The sequence below is a fragment of the Rhodococcus sp. PAE-6 genome (genome assembly GCF_025290685.1).
GTDB classification, from domain to species: domain Bacteria; phylum Actinomycetota; class Actinomycetes; order Mycobacteriales; family Mycobacteriaceae; genus Rhodococcus; species Rhodococcus pyridinivorans.
Map to the genome: position 1 here is coordinate 1 of NZ_JAOCLZ010000011.1, position 15,183 is coordinate 15,183.

Annotated in this window: 15 protein-coding genes and 1 tRNA gene; 2 read left to right on the forward strand and 14 right to left on the reverse strand. The window is 69.6% G+C overall.

Going from position 1 to position 15,183, the window contains the following annotated elements:
• Positions 1-352: 352 nt before the first annotated feature.
• The 3 genes from NVV99_RS19820 to NVV99_RS19830 all read right to left on the reverse strand — a co-directional run bounded on the left by NVV99_RS19820 (position 353) and on the right by NVV99_RS19830 (position 2,141).
• A complete protein-coding gene (locus NVV99_RS19820) occupies positions 353-550 on the reverse strand; it encodes a hypothetical protein (protein WP_006552400.1) in 198 nt (65 codons plus the stop codon).
• Between the two features lie 265 nt (positions 551-815).
• Positions 816-891, reverse strand: a tRNA-Thr gene (locus tag NVV99_RS19825).
• 62 nt (positions 892-953) lie between these two features.
• Positions 954-2,141: a DNA polymerase III subunit delta' gene (locus tag NVV99_RS19830; protein WP_024102828.1), complete on the reverse strand. Its 1,188-nt coding sequence runs from the start codon at positions 2,139-2,141 to the stop codon at positions 954-956.
• Between the two features lie 91 nt (positions 2,142-2,232).
• Here NVV99_RS19830 and NVV99_RS19835 point away from each other — a divergent pair, with 91 nt between their 5' ends.
• Positions 2,233-2,625, forward strand: coding sequence for a VOC family protein (locus NVV99_RS19835; protein WP_041803956.1), 393 nt, complete (start codon positions 2,233-2,235; stop codon positions 2,623-2,625).
• Here the strand turns inward: NVV99_RS19835 and NVV99_RS19840 are convergent.
• The 4 genes from NVV99_RS19840 to NVV99_RS19855 form a co-directional block, all read right to left on the reverse strand.
• Positions 2,562-3,296, reverse strand: coding sequence for a helix-turn-helix domain-containing protein (locus tag NVV99_RS19840; RefSeq protein WP_024102826.1), 735 nt, complete (start codon positions 3,294-3,296; stop codon positions 2,562-2,564). The two genes, NVV99_RS19835 and NVV99_RS19840, sit on opposite strands and share 64 nt — an antisense overlap.
• Positions 3,297-3,331: 35 nt before the next feature.
• The gene (gene topA, locus NVV99_RS19845; protein ID WP_024102825.1) at positions 3,332-6,262 is read right to left on the reverse strand and encodes a type I DNA topoisomerase; all 2,931 of its coding nucleotides are present in this window, start codon (positions 6,260-6,262) and stop codon (positions 3,332-3,334) included.
• 117 nt (positions 6,263-6,379) lie between these two features.
• On the reverse strand, positions 6,380-6,985 hold the full coding sequence (locus NVV99_RS19850) for a hypothetical protein (protein ID WP_024102824.1): 606 nt from the start codon (positions 6,983-6,985) through the stop codon (positions 6,380-6,382).
• Positions 6,986-7,147: 162 nt separating this feature from the next.
• Positions 7,148-7,351 carry a cold-shock protein gene (locus tag NVV99_RS19855; RefSeq protein WP_003935252.1) on the reverse strand — a complete coding sequence of 68 codons (204 nt, stop codon included), beginning with the start codon at positions 7,349-7,351 and terminating at the stop codon, positions 7,148-7,150.
• 435 nt (positions 7,352-7,786) lie between these two features.
• Here NVV99_RS19855 and NVV99_RS19860 point away from each other — a divergent pair, with 435 nt between their 5' ends.
• On the forward strand, positions 7,787-10,135 hold the full coding sequence (locus NVV99_RS19860; RefSeq protein ID WP_024102823.1) for a DEAD/DEAH box helicase: 2,349 nt from the start codon (positions 7,787-7,789) through the stop codon (positions 10,133-10,135).
• Positions 10,136-10,299: 164 nt separating this feature from the next.
• Here the strand turns inward: NVV99_RS19860 and NVV99_RS19865 are convergent, their stop codons facing one another.
• The 7 genes from NVV99_RS19865 to ssd all read right to left on the reverse strand — a co-directional run bounded on the left by NVV99_RS19865 (position 10,300) and on the right by ssd (position 14,910).
• Positions 10,300-10,659 (reverse strand): Rv3654c family TadE-like protein, encoded by a 360-nt coding sequence (locus NVV99_RS19865; RefSeq protein ID WP_024102822.1) that lies wholly within the window; start codon positions 10,657-10,659, stop codon positions 10,300-10,302.
• Positions 10,656-11,030, reverse strand: coding sequence for a TadE family type IV pilus minor pilin (locus tag NVV99_RS19870; protein WP_100167921.1), 375 nt, complete (start codon positions 11,028-11,030; stop codon positions 10,656-10,658). The genes NVV99_RS19865 and NVV99_RS19870 overlap by 4 nt, the downstream gene beginning before the upstream one ends.
• Before the next feature lie 9 nt (positions 11,031-11,039).
• Entirely contained in the window at positions 11,040-11,243 is a 204-nt protein-coding gene (locus NVV99_RS19875; RefSeq protein WP_024102821.1) for a DUF4244 domain-containing protein, read from the reverse strand.
• A gap of 61 nt (positions 11,244-11,304) precedes the next feature.
• The gene (locus NVV99_RS19880; protein WP_041803541.1) at positions 11,305-11,880 is read right to left on the reverse strand and encodes a type II secretion system F family protein; all 576 of its coding nucleotides are present in this window, start codon (positions 11,878-11,880) and stop codon (positions 11,305-11,307) included.
• The gene (locus tag NVV99_RS19885; protein WP_019290218.1) at positions 11,877-12,674 is read right to left on the reverse strand and encodes a type II secretion system F family protein; all 798 of its coding nucleotides are present in this window, start codon (positions 12,672-12,674) and stop codon (positions 11,877-11,879) included. The genes NVV99_RS19880 and NVV99_RS19885 overlap by 4 nt, the downstream gene beginning before the upstream one ends.
• Positions 12,671-13,843, reverse strand: coding sequence for a TadA family conjugal transfer-associated ATPase (locus NVV99_RS19890; RefSeq protein WP_024102820.1), 1,173 nt, complete (start codon positions 13,841-13,843; stop codon positions 12,671-12,673). Before NVV99_RS19890 ends, NVV99_RS19885 begins: the two co-directional genes overlap by 4 nt.
• Complete coding sequence (gene ssd / locus NVV99_RS19895; RefSeq protein ID WP_019290220.1) at positions 13,840-14,910, reverse strand: septum site-determining protein Ssd; 1,071 nt, start codon at positions 14,908-14,910, stop codon at positions 13,840-13,842. Before ssd ends, NVV99_RS19890 begins: the two co-directional genes overlap by 4 nt.
• Positions 14,911-15,183: the final 273 nt, after the last annotated feature.

The following is a 15,183-nucleotide window of genomic DNA, read 5'->3' on the forward strand; positions in this document are numbered from 1 at the left end:
GATGGAGCGGAGTACCAAAAATATTTGGCACTGACATTCATCGGCACACTGTTGAGTTCTCAAAGAACACGCACACACCATCGTTTCCGAACCTTCCGGTTCGTTCACTCCGGGGTGACTGTTCATCCGAGGGCCTTCCGGCCCTCGGGTACGGCTCCAAACCTTACCAGAAGGTTTCGAACCAGTGAAATCTGCAGGCGCCTTCGTCCAACCTCGTTGTCCCGTTCCTCTCGGCCTGGGTCGGTGTCCGTGTCGCTCTGACCTGGAATAAGTTACGCGAACATCTCCGAGAACACCAAATCGCCAGGTCAGAGCTGGTTTATCGACTTACGAAGCGTCGTTGTGAGGGTGTTCAGGGGACCCAGTACTTCGCCGCGAGGTGCTGGACGATCGGATCGTCCTCGCCGGCCTGCTCCAGCATCGCGAGGTCGCTGCGGAGATCCATGAGGCGAGGGTCGTCCCCTTCGGCGTCGCCGATCGGCCGGCCTCCGTCCTCGGCGCGCTGCCGCAGGATCTTCTCCCGAACCCGGTCCTTCAACGACTCAGCCATGAGAGAAGCATGCTGCGCGGTGACCGGGTTGTCGAGGATTTCGGCGCCGTGTCCGAGACCGCTCTCGTGCGCGCCGATGGTCGCGGTCGCTTCGCGTCAACGGTCCTTGTCCCGGAAGACCCGGACGGCCATGGGCAGCACCACGGCGAGAGCGCCGATGATCAGGACCAAGGAGAACAGTTCCATCAACATGTCTCCATCATCCGTGCGAATCGCACACCGCGCAGAAACGTCGAAGGCCCCTCACCGTGGTGAGGGGCCTTCGTGGAGCTGCCTGTCGGAATCGAACCGACGACCTTTTCATTACGAGTGAAATGCTCTACCGACTGAGCTAAGGCAGCGAGCCTTTCGGCGTCCGAAGTCTAGCGGACTACCCCCACCCCGATGCAAACCGGCACTTCGGCTACCGGAACGCCGAGCTCAACCGGGCTGCAAGCGTCGCGAGAGCGAAGCGGGGTTTGACGTTCTGGGCGAGCGCCTCCCGGCAGTCGAGGATGGCTTCGATGCACTCGAGCAGCGACTCCGGCCGGGTCCTCGCCGCGAGGTCGGCCGCACGATCCGACATGTCCGGATGGTTGAGCGTGACCCGCGATCCGAAGGCGTGCACCAGTGCGTCCCGGTAGAGACCGGCGAGATCGATCAGGGCTCGGTCCATGATGTCGCGCTCGGTTCGCGTCTTCCGCGACTTCTGAGTGCGTTCGAGTTCCTTGAGGACCCCGGCCGAACCGCGAAGCGCACCCGCGGCACCCTTGCCGGTACCGCCGGCACCGAGCGCGGTCTTCAGCTCTTCGGTCTCGCGCTCGTCGCGCTCCGCACTGATCTCCTTTGCCTCGGTCTCGGCGCTGCGGCCGAGGTCGTCGGCTGCGGAGTAGGTGGTGGCGGGGCGCAGGACCGCGCCGGCGACAGCGAGGGCACGTGCCCGGTTGTCGCGGGCGCCCTCGTCGGTGGCCAACCGTCGGGCCCGGCCGACGTGGCCTGCGCTGACGGATGCGGCCCACTGCGCCGTCTTCGGATCGATGCGGTCGGTGGCCTCGAGGACGCGCGCGATGGCGTCGGCGCTGGGAGTGACCAACCCGATGTGACGGCAGCGCGAGCGCAGCGTCACCGAGATGTCCTCTGGATCGACCGACGGCGCACACAGGAGGAAGACCGTTCGCTGCGGAGGTTCCTCGACCACCTTCAGCAGCGCGTTCGCGGCGCCTTCGGTGAGACGGTCGGCGTCCTCGATCACCACGACCTGCCATCGGCCCGTGCTGGGACGCCGCGACGCGACCTGCACGATGTCGCGCATCGACTTGACGCTGATCGTCAGTCCCTCGGGCACGACCCGCCGTACGTCGCCGTGGGTGCCGGCCATCGTGGTGGTGCAGGCGTGGCATCGCCCGCAGCCGGAAGTTTCCTCGTCGGTGCACTGCAGGGCGGCGGCGAAACACAGCGCCGCGACCGAGCGACCGGACCCGGGAGGACCGGTGAACAGCCACGAGTGCGTCATCGCCGACCCGGTGTCGCCCCGACGGGCAGCTACCGCGGCCGCGACGAGTTCGGTCTCGACATCGCGTTGACCGACGAGACGATCGAAGACCCCGGGCATGCGCTCAGCCTAACGACCGGGTCCGACGGGTCCGGATCACGTGTCCGAAACGTTCAAGACGGCCGCACGTGCTCGGTCCTACCGTCGGGCCATGACCATTCATTTCTCCGCAGTGGGGCTCGTCGTCGCCGATCTAGATCGGTCCTTCGCGTGCTATCGAGTGCTCGGCCTCGACCTGCCCACCGAAGCACCCGAGGTACCGCACTTCGAGGTCACTCTCCCCGGTGGTCTGCGCCTGATGTGGGACACCGTCGAGTCCGTCAGCAGCTTCGATCCGGAGTTCGAGCCGTCGTCCGGAGGCGGGGCGGCGCTCGCCTTCGACTGTGGCTCCCCCGACGCGGTCGACGAGACACTTGCGGCGTTGATCGAGGCCGGGTGCACGTCGACGAAGGCACCTTGGGACGCATTCTGGGGACAGCGCTACGCGAGCGCGATGGATCCGGACGGCCACAGTCTCGACCTGTTCGCCGCGCTCCCGGGATGACTCCGGACGAGTTCACCGAGAGTGACACCCGACAGCGCACGAACCTCCCGGGCCAGATGCGCCTGGTCGCTGTACCCGCAGTCGGCTGCGACACGGGCGAAGTCGTCACCGGCCCGGGCACGCGCGACCGCCCGACGGAAGCGCAGCACCCGCGACAACGTCTTCGGTCCGTATCCGTAGGCCCGAGCCGAGCGACGACGCAGCGTCCTGTCGCTCCAGCCGAGGGTCGCGGCGACCTCCGTGACGGCCGCACCGGCGGCCAGCGCCCGCGCGAGGTCGGCCATCGGATCGTGTTCGTCGACCGCGCCCCGCACGGCGTCGACAAGCGCAGCGACGGGATCGTCCTCGGCTCGAGCCGCGAGGAGACGCACACGACGTGACGGCCACAGATCGTCGAGCGGAACCCGTCGATCGGTCAGCTCGCTCGCGTCGACACCGAAGAACCGCGGCCCCAGGCCGGGTTCGAACCGGACGGCCGTCAGCGGTCGATCCGCCACCAGATCGGAGAACTGGGACGTCGTGTCCGGGCCGGCGACGAGGAAGCCGTCGGCGCGCCGAATGAGGTCCATGCAGCCGTCCGGCAGCACGTGGGTTCCGCCCACGCGGGCACCGGACGGCCCGGACCGCCACAGTGTGACGCCGACGATTCCCGACGGCAGTTCGCGGTACACACCGTGAGGCTATCCGCGTACCCCGACGGGAACCGTCAGTCCGTCGTCTTCTTCGCGGCAGCCTTCTTCGTCGTCTTCTTCGCCGCCGTCTTCTTGGCGGTGGTCTTCTTGGCGGCAGTCTTCTTCGCCGCCGTCTTCTTCGCGGTCTTCTTGGCCGGACCGCGTGCCCGACGGTCGGCGAGCAGTTCGGATGCCCGCTCGTCGGTGATGGACTCGACCTCGTCGCCCTTGCGCAGGCTCGCGTTCGTCTCACCGTCGGTGACGTACGGGCCGAACCGGCCGTCCTTGATCACCATCTGCTTGCCGCTGACCGGGTCGGTGCCCAGCTCGCGCAGCGGCGGCGTGGCGGCGGCCTGCCGGCCGCGGCGCTTCGGCTCCGCGTAGATCTTCAGCGCCTCGTCGAGCGTGATCGTGAAGATCTGCTCCTCGTTGGCGAGCGACCGCGAGTCGCTGCCCTTCTTCAGGTACGGACCGTAGCGGCCGTTCTGGGCGGTGATCTCGTCGCCGGACTCCGGATCGACACCCACCACGCGCGGCAGCGACAGCAGTTTCAGGGCGTCTTCCAGGGTGACCGTGGACAGGTCCATCGTCTTGAACAGCGAACCCGTGCGCGGCTTCGGACCGGTCTTCTTCGCGGGAGCCTTCTTCGCCGCCTTCTTGGCGACGGCCTTCTTGGTGGCGGTCTTCGTGCCGCCCTCTCCCTCCGAGCCGAGTTCATCGACGGGGATGGGCGTGACGTCCGGCTCCGGTTCGGGCTCGGGTTCCGGATCGGGGATCAGCTCGGTCACGTAGGGACCGAAGCGACCCTCCCGCGCGACGATCTCGTAGCCGGTCGACGGATCGACACCGAGGACACGTCCCTCCTGCGGCGTCGAGAAGAGTTTCTCGGCGTATTCGAGGGTGAGCTCGTCCGGCGGCAGGTCGTCGGGCAGGTTCGCGCGCTGCGAGGTCGGCTCGGCGTCGGGGTTGTTCGGGTCGGTGACCATCCGTTCGAGGTACGGACCGAAGCGGCCCACACGCACGTGGATCTCGCGACCCTCGGAGTCGTCGAACAGGCGGATGGAGTTGATCTCGCGGGCGTCGATGTCCTCGAGGTTCTCCCCCACCAGCTTCTTCAGGCCGCCCTTGCGCGCGACCGACTCCTCGTGACCGTCGTCGCTGCCGAAGTAGAACCGCGTCAGCCAGTCGGTGCGCTGCCGGTGACCGGAGGCGATCTCGTCGAGATCGTCCTCCATCCCGGCCGTGAAGTCGTAGTCGACGAGCTGGGCGAAGTGCGCCTCGAGCAGGCCGATGACGGCGAACGCCACCCACGACGGGACGAGCGCGCTGCCACGCTTGTAGACGTAGCCGCGGTCGAGGATGGTCTTGATGATCGACGCGTAGGTCGAGGGCCGGCCGATCCCGAGCTCTTCGAGCGTCTTGATCAGGCTCGCCTCGGTGTACCGGGCCGGCGGGTTGGTGGAGTGACCGTCCGGATCGAGCTTCGTCGCGGTGACCGAGGCACCCTCGGACAGGTTCGGCAGGCGCGACTCCGCGTCGTCCGACTGACCACCGGCCTCCTCGTCGACACTCTCGACGTATGCCTTGAGGAAGCCCGGGAACGTGATGGTGCGGCCCGACGACGAGAAGGTGCACTCCTCGCCGGTGCCCGCGGTGCCGGTGATGCGCAGCGTCAGCGTGGTGCCCCGCGCGTCGGCCATCTGGGAGGCGACGGTGCGCTGCCAGATGAGCTCGTAGAGCTTGAACTCGTCGCCGTCGAGGCGCGCGTGCAGCTCGCCGGGGGTCGCGAAGACGTCGCCGGCGGGACGGATCGCCTCGTGTGCTTCCTGCGCGTTCTTGACCTTGCGGGTGTACTGGCGCGGCGTCGGATGGACGAACTCGGCACCGTACAGCTGGGTGGCCTGTGCGCGGGCCGCCGCGATCGCCGACTCGGACAGCGTCGTCGAGTCGGTACGCATGTAGGTGATGTAGCCGTTCTCGTACAGACGCTGCGCGGTGCGCATGGTGCGCTCGGACGAGAACCGCAGCTTGCGGCCCGCCTCCTGCTGCAGCGTCGACGTCATGAACGGCGCGTAGGGCTTGCGGGTGTACGGCTTGCTCTCGGCCGACGACACCGTCAACGCGACACCGGCGAGTGCCTCCGCGAGGCGGCGGGCGCGGTCCTCGTCGAGGACGACGACACCGTTCGACTTCAGGTTCCCGTCGGGCCCGAAGTCGCGACCCGAGGCGACACGGGAACCGTCGACGTTGACCAGGCGGGCACCGAACGACCGAGGGCTCGCGTCGGCGCCGGCGTCCATCGTGGCCGCGATGTCCCAGTACTCGGCGGACTTGAACGCCATGCGCTCGCGTTCGCGCTGCACGATCACGCGGGTCGCCACCGACTGCACACGACCCGCCGACAGACGGGGCATGACCTTCTTCCACAGCACGGGACTGACCTCGTAACCGTAGAGACGGTCGAGGATGCGGCGGGTCTCCTGCGCGTCGACCAGGTCGTTGTCGAGGTCGCGGGTGTTCTCGGCGGCCGCGCGGATAGCGGGCTCGGTGATCTCGTGGAAGACCATGCGCCGGACCGGCACCTTGGGCTTCAGGGTCTCGAGCAGGTGCCAGGCGATGGCCTCGCCCTCGCGGTCGGGGTCGGTGGCGAGGTAGAGCTCGTCGGCGTCCTTGAGCAGGCTCTTCAGCTCCGAGACCTTGGTCTTCTTGTCGGCGCTGACGACGTAGAGGGGTTCGAAGTCGTGATCGACGTCGACACCGAGGCGCGCCCACGACTCGCCCTTGTACTTGGCGGGAACGTCCGCGGCACCGCGCGGCAGGTCGCGGATGTGACCGACCGATGCCTCGACGACGTAGTCGCGGCCGAGGTAGGGGGCGATCTTCCTCGCCTTGGTCGGGGACTCGACGATCACGAGCCGACGCGTGCCCGACGAACCGCCCGCAGTGCTCTTCTCCCGTGCTGCCACCGTGCCGCCCGCACCTTCCCTCATTGCCGACATGTCGCCTTGTTCGAAGACATGTATACCGACCCGTTCCCCAGACGCGGCCACACACAGGGTCGCACATCCTCGGGGAACGGCTCTTCACAAGTGATGATCACCCGGCTCCACGTGCGGCCAGATCCGTCGTGCCGCGTCGGCGTCCGGAGGTGCACCGATGTTCTCGACGAGCCTCGTCAGACGCCTCCGGCCGGAGATCCTCAACCCCGGTCCACCGGTGCCGTGCGTACCGATCAGGGTCGGTGCGATGCCGGCGCGCATGAGCGCCTGCGCCAGAACTGCATGGGTGTCGGGAGCCGTCGCATCCAGACCGAGAACATACTGTGCTCCCTCGACCTCCATGCGACCGGACGCGAGGAACCACGCCCGCTGGGCCCGCGAGGACGGGATCCAGCCGGTCGGGACCGTCTTGCCGTCGTCGCTGCTCCACTGGGTCGCGAGCGGGACGAGAGCGGGGTCGACGGATGTGCTGACGGTGAACAGCTCGCCGTCGACGGCGATGTCCGCCTCGACTCCCGTGTCGGTCACGAGCTGCCCGATCGCACGGGCGCGCCACTCGGCGTCGACCTCCACGGTCAGCACCGCGCCGTCGTCGGTGAGACGCGCACGTCCGTGTGCCGCGAGCAGGCCGCTCAGGTCGGCCAGGGCCGGCGGCATCGTGTCGGCCCCGAAGAAGGACAGTTGACTCACGGGTCCTCCTCTCCCGGCTCCGTGAGCGCGACGAGGCGGTGAGGTCCCACGACCGGTTCGCGCACACGTCCCGGAAATGCATCGTCCCCCATCACCTGAGGCGACGGGGGACGATCGGGCGAGGTGGTTGACCTTGCCCGGTTGCTCGCTCGAGCGGGTGGATCAGAGTGCGCGCACGCCGGTGGCCTGCGGGCCCTTGGTGCCCTGACCGACCTCGAACTCGACTCGCTGGTTCTCCTCGAGGGTGCGGAAGCCGGAACCCTGGATCTCGGAGTAGTGAACGAACACGTCGGCGGAGCCGTCCTCAGGAGCGATGAAGCCGAAGCCCTTCTCCGCGTTGAACCACTTCACAGTGCCCTGTGCCATGCTTTTCCTTCTCTTTCTAACACCGGATTCGACGAACCGCCGGGTACGCGATCCGCCAGGTCCCGGTTCCGACCGCTGTACTTCTCGAGTCCCCCGTTGGAAGAGCTAAAGCACCGCGCTCGCAACCATCGATCCTGCGAGCGTGCACTTTTCCAAGTCTACGAACACAGAAGCTGCGACCGGGTGTCAGTCAACCACGTTCTGGGCACGCGCAACAGTAGGAATGGGCACAAACGTGCCAATTCCCTGATCTTGTTCATGTCTCGGTAGCATTACCCACGGGTAGCTGTTGCTCCCATGTTACGGGAGGCCACTGTGGCCCCACTCGTCCCGGACCCGGGTCTCCCGCATCCGACACAGCCTCGCCGTATCCGACACATTCCTATCCGACAGACGTTTTCGACAGACACCTCGTCCGACCCAGCGGAGTACTGCGTGACCGGCTCGCCCTTCCTCCACAACGGCGACGCCACCGCCCCCACCTACGGTCGCGAGCTGCTCGACCGGCTGCTCGCCGGCACCCCGACGGGCGAGTCACCGCTGACCCACGTCGCAGAGATCCCGGCCCGGCCCGCCCACCACAGCGACTGGCCGCAGTGGGCGCACGAGGACGTCGTCCGGGCCTTCCGCGACCAGGGCGTCGAGCGTCCCTGGCACCACCAGGCGAGCGCCGCCGACATCGCGGCCGGCGGGGAGAACGTGGTGGTGTCCACCGGCACCGCGTCGGGCAAGTCGGTCGCCTACCAGCTGCCCGTCCTGAGCGCGCTCGCCGACGACCCGCAGGCCACCGCTCTCTACCTGTCGCCCACCAAGGCCCTCGGCGCCGACCAGCTGCGCGCGGTCACCGAACTGACCTCCGACATCGACGGCCTGTCGACCGTGTGCGCGTGTGCCTACGACGGCGACACCTCCACCGAGATCCGGCAGTGGACGCGCCGGCACTCGCGCTGGATCTTCACCAATCCCGACATGCTGCACCTGTCGCTGTTGCCCGCCCACGCACGATGGGCCCGGCTGTGGCGCCGCCTGCGGTACGTCGTCGTCGACGAATGCCACTCCTACCGGGGTGTGTTCGGCTCGCACGTCGCCCTGATCCTGCGTCGGCTCCGGCGCGTGGCCCGCCGGTACGGCGCCGATCCCGTCTTCGTCCTCGCCTCCGCGACGACCGCGGAACCGGGGGCAGCGGCGTCCCGGCTCATCGGAGCACCCTGCCGCGAGATCACCGAGGACGGCTCGCCGCACGGACCCCGCACGATCGCGATGTGGGAGCCGCCCCTGCTGCGCGAACTCACGGGCGAACACGGCGCCCCGGTGCGGCGGGCCGCCGGGACCGAGGCCGCGCGCCTTCTCGCCGACCTCGTCGTCGAGGGTGCCCGCACCCTGGCGTTCGTCCGGTCGCGTCACGGCGCCGAGCTCACGGCCATGGGTGCACGTCGGCTTCTCGCCGAGGCGGCACCGGATCTCGTCGACCGGGTGGCGGCCTACCGGGCGGGCTACCTCGCCGAGGACCGGCGCGACCTCGAGGCCGCGCTCTCCGACGGCCGTCTGCTCGGCGTCGCCAGCACCAACGCCCTCGAACTCGGCGTGGACATCGCCGGTCTGGACGCGGTGATCGTCGCCGGATTCCCGGGCACGGTCGCGTCCTTCCGTCAGCAGGGCGGTCGCGCCGGTCGCCGCGGGCAGGGTTCGCTCGTCATGCTGGTCGCGCGGGACGATCCGCTCGACACCTATCTCGTGCACCATCCGCAGGCACTGCTCGACCGGCCGGTCGAGGCGACGGTCACCGATCCGAACAATCCGTACGTGCTCGGGCCCCAACTTCTCTGCGCCGCATCGGAACTGCCGATCAGCGATGCCGAGGTCGAGGAGTTCGGCGCGCTCGACGTCCTCACGGACCTCGCGGAGCAGGGACTGATCCGCCGCCGCCCGCACGGCTGGTTCGTCACCCCGGGAACGCAACCGCACGGCGATGTCGAGATCCGCGGCGGGATCGGCCGCCAGGTCTCGATCGTCGAGGGTGACACCGGTCGCATGCTCGGCACCGTCGACGCCGCCCGCGCCCCCGCGACCGTCCATCCCGGAGCTGTGCACCTGCACCAGGGTGAGACCGTCGTCGTCGACGAGTTGTATCTCGAGGATGGCATCGCCCTCGTGCACGCCGAGGACCCGGAATGGTCGACGAGCGCACGCGAGATCACCGACATCTGTTGCATCTCCGTCGACGAACACCGCGAGTTCGGACCCGTCACCGTCGCGTCCGTGGGGGTCGAGGTGACGCACCGGGTGGTCGGCTATCTGCGCCGCCTGCCGTCCGGAGAGGTGCTCGACCAGATTCCCCTCGACATGCCCGAGCACACGCTCGACACCCGCGCGGTGATGTACACGATCGACCCCGACCTGCTCGACCGGATCGGGGTGACCCCCGATCGCGTGCCCGGGGCACTCCACGCCGCCGAGCACGCCGCGATCGGCCTGCTCCCCCTGCTCGCGACGTGCGATCGGGGCGACATCGGCGGCGTCTCCACCGATCTGCACCCCGACACCGGGCTGCCCACCGTCTTCGTCTACGACGGACAGCCCGGCGGCGCCGGATTCGCCGAACGCGGATACCACCGGATCACCAAGTGGCTCACCGCGACCCGCGATGCGGTCGCGGCCTGCGAATGTGCCGCCGGATGCCCGTCGTGCGTGTACTCCCCCAAGTGCGGGAACGGCAACGATCCGCTCGACAAGGCCGGGGCGGTCGCCGTCCTCGATGCCGTCCTCGCTGCGATCGAGGGGTGACGGCGATTCAGGCCACCGGCGCGCCTACTCGGCCGGATCCGGGACGGGAACGGCTGCCAGCAGCCGCTTCGTGTACGGGTCGGGCGGCAACCGCTGGATGCGAGCACAGGCAAGCAACGAGCGCGAATGCGCTGGATACGGCCGCGAGCGACCGCCGACGGGCCTCATCGGGCAGGACCGGCTCGCGCGACGGCCGTCGCCTCCTTCCCGCCGAAGAGAGCCGACACCTCAGCGGTGACCTCGACGAGCGCATCCCACTCTTCGATCTCGCAGCGCCGCAATCGCACTCGCATCCGTGTGGTGATCGCCTCGCTCGCCTCGCAAGCCTCCACGACCCCGCGGTCCAGTGCCGAGGCGACCGCCACCGCCGCCAGGTCGGCCGCCGCCTGCGCACGATGACGTGCGACGACGACCGACCCGACGTGCAGCAACGTGGCCGTGATCGCGATGAGGCCGGCCATCACGGCGCAGCCGATCACACTCGCGCTCCCGTCGTCGCCGAGGAGGGACGGGCCCGACCTCATCGCGTTCCTTCCGGCTCGCGCACCGCCACCGCCTCGGCCGTGAGGGTCAGCAACGGGAGCAGCGGACTCTCCGCAGTCACGACCGCCACGATCAGATCTCCTTCCTCGCGTACCGCCACGCGTGCGTCCGGAGGCGCGACTCGCGTGGCCACATCGACCGCCCTCGCTTGATCTCCCCGCGCGGCGAGGCGGGCGGCTTCACGGGCGGCGTCATGGCACCGCACCTGGTACGCGATGCCCAGCACCGCGCCGAGGCACAGCACGAGCACCGTGACCAGGCTTGCGACGGCGAGAGCCGCTTCGACGGTGACCCCGCCTTCGTCCTCACGAACGAAGGCGCGTAACCAGCGTCGTCCGAGCATCTTTCGCATGCGTCGGTATCACACCGCCGTGTTCAGGGCACGCTCGACGATGCCCGTCAGCGCGGACACGATCGAATCGCCGGTCACCACGGTGTACAGCACCGCCCCGAAAGCCGCCGCCGCAATGGTCCCGATCGCATATTCCGCCGTCGACATGCCGTCGTCCTGCACGACGAGCCCGCCGAGGCGACCGCGCAGACTGTGTGCAAACGCTTCGGTCACTGTTCGTTTCCCCATCTTCCGTCCCTCCCATCCGAGCGGCGCGGACCGTCCGCGCCGACGTTCACATCAGCCCCGCACCCAGGACGTCCCGCGCCAGGCCGACGACGACCGGCACGATGCCCAGGCACACGAAGGCAGGCAGAAAGCACAGACCGAGCGGCCCGCTCACGAGTACTCCGGCCCGATCGATCTCGGCGGCGACCCGGTCCTCCGTCTCGGCGCGATGCCGGACCGCGAGTTCGGCGACGGTGTCCGACAGGGGCGCACCGGATTTCGCGGATCGTCGTGCCGCGCGGGCGAAATCGTCCAGCGCGTCGACCGCTCCCGAACCTCCCCACGCATCGGCCGGATCGGCTCCGAGCGCCAATCGGTCGGCACCTCTCCGCAACGCCGCCGCGAGGTCGGGTGGAGCGGATTCCGCGACGACCCGCGCCGCAGAACCGGCGGGCATCCCTGCGCGCAGGCACGCCGCGAAGAGATCGAAGGCAGCGGGAAACGCGTGCGGGTCGGTCTCGGGTTCAGTTGTATCCGACGCGGCAGCAAGGGTTCTCGTGGAGAACAAGCGGGTGGTTCCACGAGGGGTCGGTGCGACGACGAGAGAGGCCGCTCCCAGCAACACCGCCCACGTCGCGCTCATGCCCTCACCCGTGCCGCGATCCGGTCCGTCCACAGCAGACCCACACAGACCAGCGCAGTGCCGACCACGAGCATGACGCCGCCGAGCCCACCGGCGAGGAGGATGCCGAGCGGAGCAGCGCCCATGAGTTGCCCGAGACCCACCCCGAGCACCGGCAGTCCCGCCAGAACCGTCGCCGTGGCCCGAGCACCGGCAAGTCCGGCCTCCGTACGGGCACGGATCCGCATACGCGCGGCCAGATCGATACGCGCGGCCCCGAGCAGTTCGGCGAGGGCGAGACCGTGGCGGTCGGAGACGGCCCACGCATCGGCGACACGACCCAGACTGTCGGCGACACCATTCGAGGATGCTGTGGCCGAACGTAGTCCGTGTGCCGCCGACCCGCCGAGTCGCGCCCGGGCCGCAGCGACCCGGAAGGCATCGGCGACGGACCCGGCCGTCTCCCGGGCCGCCGTCTCGCACGCGTCGGCGGGATGCGTCCCCACCCGCAGATCGGCGATCACGGTGTCGAGTCCCGACAGCAACATCCGTCGTTGCCGATCGAGCTCCGCAGCGCGGCGCCGGGCTCGGCGACGCCACACCGCGGTCGTCGCGACGGTCGCGCCGGCCACAGCCGGTGTGATTCCCGCCCACACCACAACCGTCGCGAGCACGACGACCATCACCCCGACGACTAGGGCGCGCGGTATCGGGCGCGGCGCCGCGTCGGGCACCCCGCGTCGCAGTCGACGGCGGGCCGAGGACGACGGCAGGACGAACAGCGCCGCCGCGAGGCACAGGATCGTCGCGTTCACGGCGCATCCCGTCGACGCAGGATCCGCTCGAGGGCGTCCATGCCGTGCTCGTCGCCCCTGTCGTGGGTCCATGCCGGTGTGACGATCACGCCTGCGACGGGGTCCCGCTCGACCACGCCGATCCCCACGAGACGTCGCGCTCCGTCGCTGCCGCGGTGGACGTGCAGGATCACCTGCACCGCGGCGACGAGCTGGCTGTGCAGCGCCGCTCGATCGAGGCCGCCGAGTGCGGCGAGAGCCTCGAGTCGCGCGGGCACCTCGTCGGGCGAATTGGCGTGCACGGTCCCTGCGCCGCCGTCGTGACCCGTGTTCAGCGCGGTCAGAAGATCGACGACCTCGGCGCCTCTCACCTCGCCGATGACGATGCGGTCCGGTCGCATCCGCAGCGCCTGCCGCACGAGATCGCGGACGGTGACCTCGCCGACGCCCTCCACGTTTGGTGCCCGTGCCACGAGGCGCACCACGTGCGGGTGGGCCGGGACCAGTTCGGCGGCGTCCTCGACACAGACGATGCGTTCGGTCGGATCCACCGCGCCGAGCAGCGCCGCGAGCATCGTCGTCTTGCCCGCACCCGTGCCGCCGACGACGAGGAAGGCCAGGCGCGCGCGGACGATGCGCAGCAGCAACCGATAGGCGACCTCGGAGACCGCACCGCGATCCCGCAGTGCTTCGAGTCCCTGGGTCGTGGGCCGCAGGACCCGCAGTGACAGGCACGTCCCGGCCTGCGCGACCGGGGAGAGCACCGCGTGCAGCCGGACACCGAACTCACCGTGCCCGGGCAACCTGCCGTCGACCCACATCTGGGCGTCGTCGAGCCGACGCCCGGCGAACAGCGCCAATCGCTGCGCGAGTCGTCTGACCGCGGCCTCGTCGGGGAAGGTGACCTCGGTCAGGTGCAGCCCGTTGCCACGATCCACCCAGACGCGATCGGGCGCGGTGACGAGCACGTCGGTCACGGCCGGGTCTGCCAGCAGATCCTCGAGCGGGCCCGCACCGGTCAGTTCGGTCTGCAGATGCCGCAGTGCCGCAAGCAGATCGGAGTCTCCGAGTACTCCACCGGATTCCGCGCGCAGGGCTGCGGCGACGCGGGTCGGAGTGAGCTCCCCGGTCTCGTCGGCCAGCCGGTCGCGGACCCGCGAAAGGAGGTCGTCCCCGAGGGTCCCGGTCATGCCGCACGTCCCGGGCCGGCGCGGTCGGCCCCGACGGCCGCCAGCACGTCGTGCGCCGCACCGAGCAACGGCGAGCGTGACCGCAGCCGCAGGCCCCCGCGTTCGAGCATCTCGCTCAAGCCCGGCTCGGGACGCATCGAGGTGAGCACGTCCAGGCCCACCGCGTCGGACACGTCGACGGCTCGCAAGCCACCGGGTGCGGGCCCGCGGACGACGACTCCGGCCGGTTCACCCCGCGCCGCGAGCGTGCGGGCGACCCGGGTAGCGGAGAGCACCGCACCGATCCGGGCCGGCACGACGACGACGGTGAGGTCGGCCAGTGCGATCACCGCGTCGGCGACCGGGTCGAAGCTGCGCCCCACATCGCAGACGACGGTTGCTCCCGCTCCGCGCACCCCGTCGACGACCGACTCTGCGGCGACGGCGGTGAGCCGATCGGTGTTCTCGCGGTCGGTGGACAGGACGCCCACCCCGGATGCCCATACGGGTACGGCGTCGCGCAGGGCACGCGCGGAGACCCGTCCACCGTCGACGGTGAGACCGGACCACCGCACTCCCGGACACTCCTCGAGACCGGTCAGGACGTCGAGTCCCGCGCCGAACGGATCGGCGTCGACGAGCAGGGTGTCGCGTCGTTCGTCGTTCCCCGCGGCCCAGGCGAGTGCGGCGGCGAAGGTCGACGCGCCCGCTCCCCCGCATCCTCCGACGACCGCGAGGACGGTGCCGGCACCCGTCGAGGGCTCGTCAGCGGCGGCGACGATCGAGAGCAGTTCCACCTCCTCGGACGGGAGGGCGAGGACGTGTTCGGCGCCGACGGTCGCGGCGGCCTGCCAGTCCGCCAGGCCGGCCGTCCCGCTGCACACGAGGATCACGCCGGGGCGGCGGGGATATCCGGCCGCGCATGCCGCTGCGGCGGACGCATCGAGGACGACGATCGCCGCGTCGGTCCACGCCCTGCGGGGCACCGGCACGGACATCTCGTGCAGTGTGCGGTCGGCCGCCGCGACCACACGATGGAGGTCGGCGACCAGCGCGGGATCGTCGACCAGTCCGAGGATGTCGTTCATGCCCGACAGGCTGCCCCGCTACGGGGTCGTGAGTGTCGCGGAAACGGCCTCGGAAGCCCCGCCTGTGGATGGATCAGGGACCTGTGGACAACCCGGCCGTGCGCCCCCTCGTCGCACCTGTGCGCAGGTCGGCGGGTGTAGAAGACAGTACGGAGACGTGCGGAAAAGGCCTCGGACAAAGCGACAGCCCTCGCCAGGGGGGAGGAGGCGAGGGCCGTCTGCGTTCAGCCCCGGGGGGTCGGGCTGAACACAACCCGAGTATCGACCCGGGCA

Coding starts and splice junctions, on each gene's coding strand:
- NVV99_RS19820 (WP_006552400.1), bottom strand. CDS start 550: ATGGCTGAGTCGTTGAAGGACCGGGTTCGGGAGAAGATCCTGCGGCAG.
- NVV99_RS19830 (WP_024102828.1), bottom strand. CDS start 2,141: ATGCCCGGGGTCTTCGATCGTCTCGTCGGTCAACGCGATGTCGAGACC.
- NVV99_RS19835 (WP_041803956.1), top strand. CDS start 2,233: ATGACCATTCATTTCTCCGCAGTGGGGCTCGTCGTCGCCGATCTAGAT.
- NVV99_RS19855 (WP_003935252.1), bottom strand. CDS start 7,351: ATGGCACAGGGCACTGTGAAGTGGTTCAACGCGGAGAAGGGCTTCGGC.
- NVV99_RS19865 (WP_024102822.1), bottom strand. CDS start 10,659: ATGAGGTCGGGCCCGTCCCTCCTCGGCGACGACGGGAGCGCGAGTGTG.
- NVV99_RS19870 (WP_100167921.1), bottom strand. CDS start 11,030: ATGCGAAAGATGCTCGGACGACGCTGGTTACGCGCCTTCGTTCGTGAG.
- NVV99_RS19880 (WP_041803541.1), bottom strand. CDS start 11,880: ATGAGCGCGACGTGGGCGGTGTTGCTGGGAGCGGCCTCTCTCGTCGTC.
- NVV99_RS19890 (WP_024102820.1), bottom strand. CDS start 13,843: ATGACCGGGACCCTCGGGGACGACCTCCTTTCGCGGGTCCGCGACCGG.
- ssd (WP_019290220.1), bottom strand. CDS start 14,910: ATGAACGACATCCTCGGACTGGTCGACGATCCCGCGCTGGTCGCCGAC.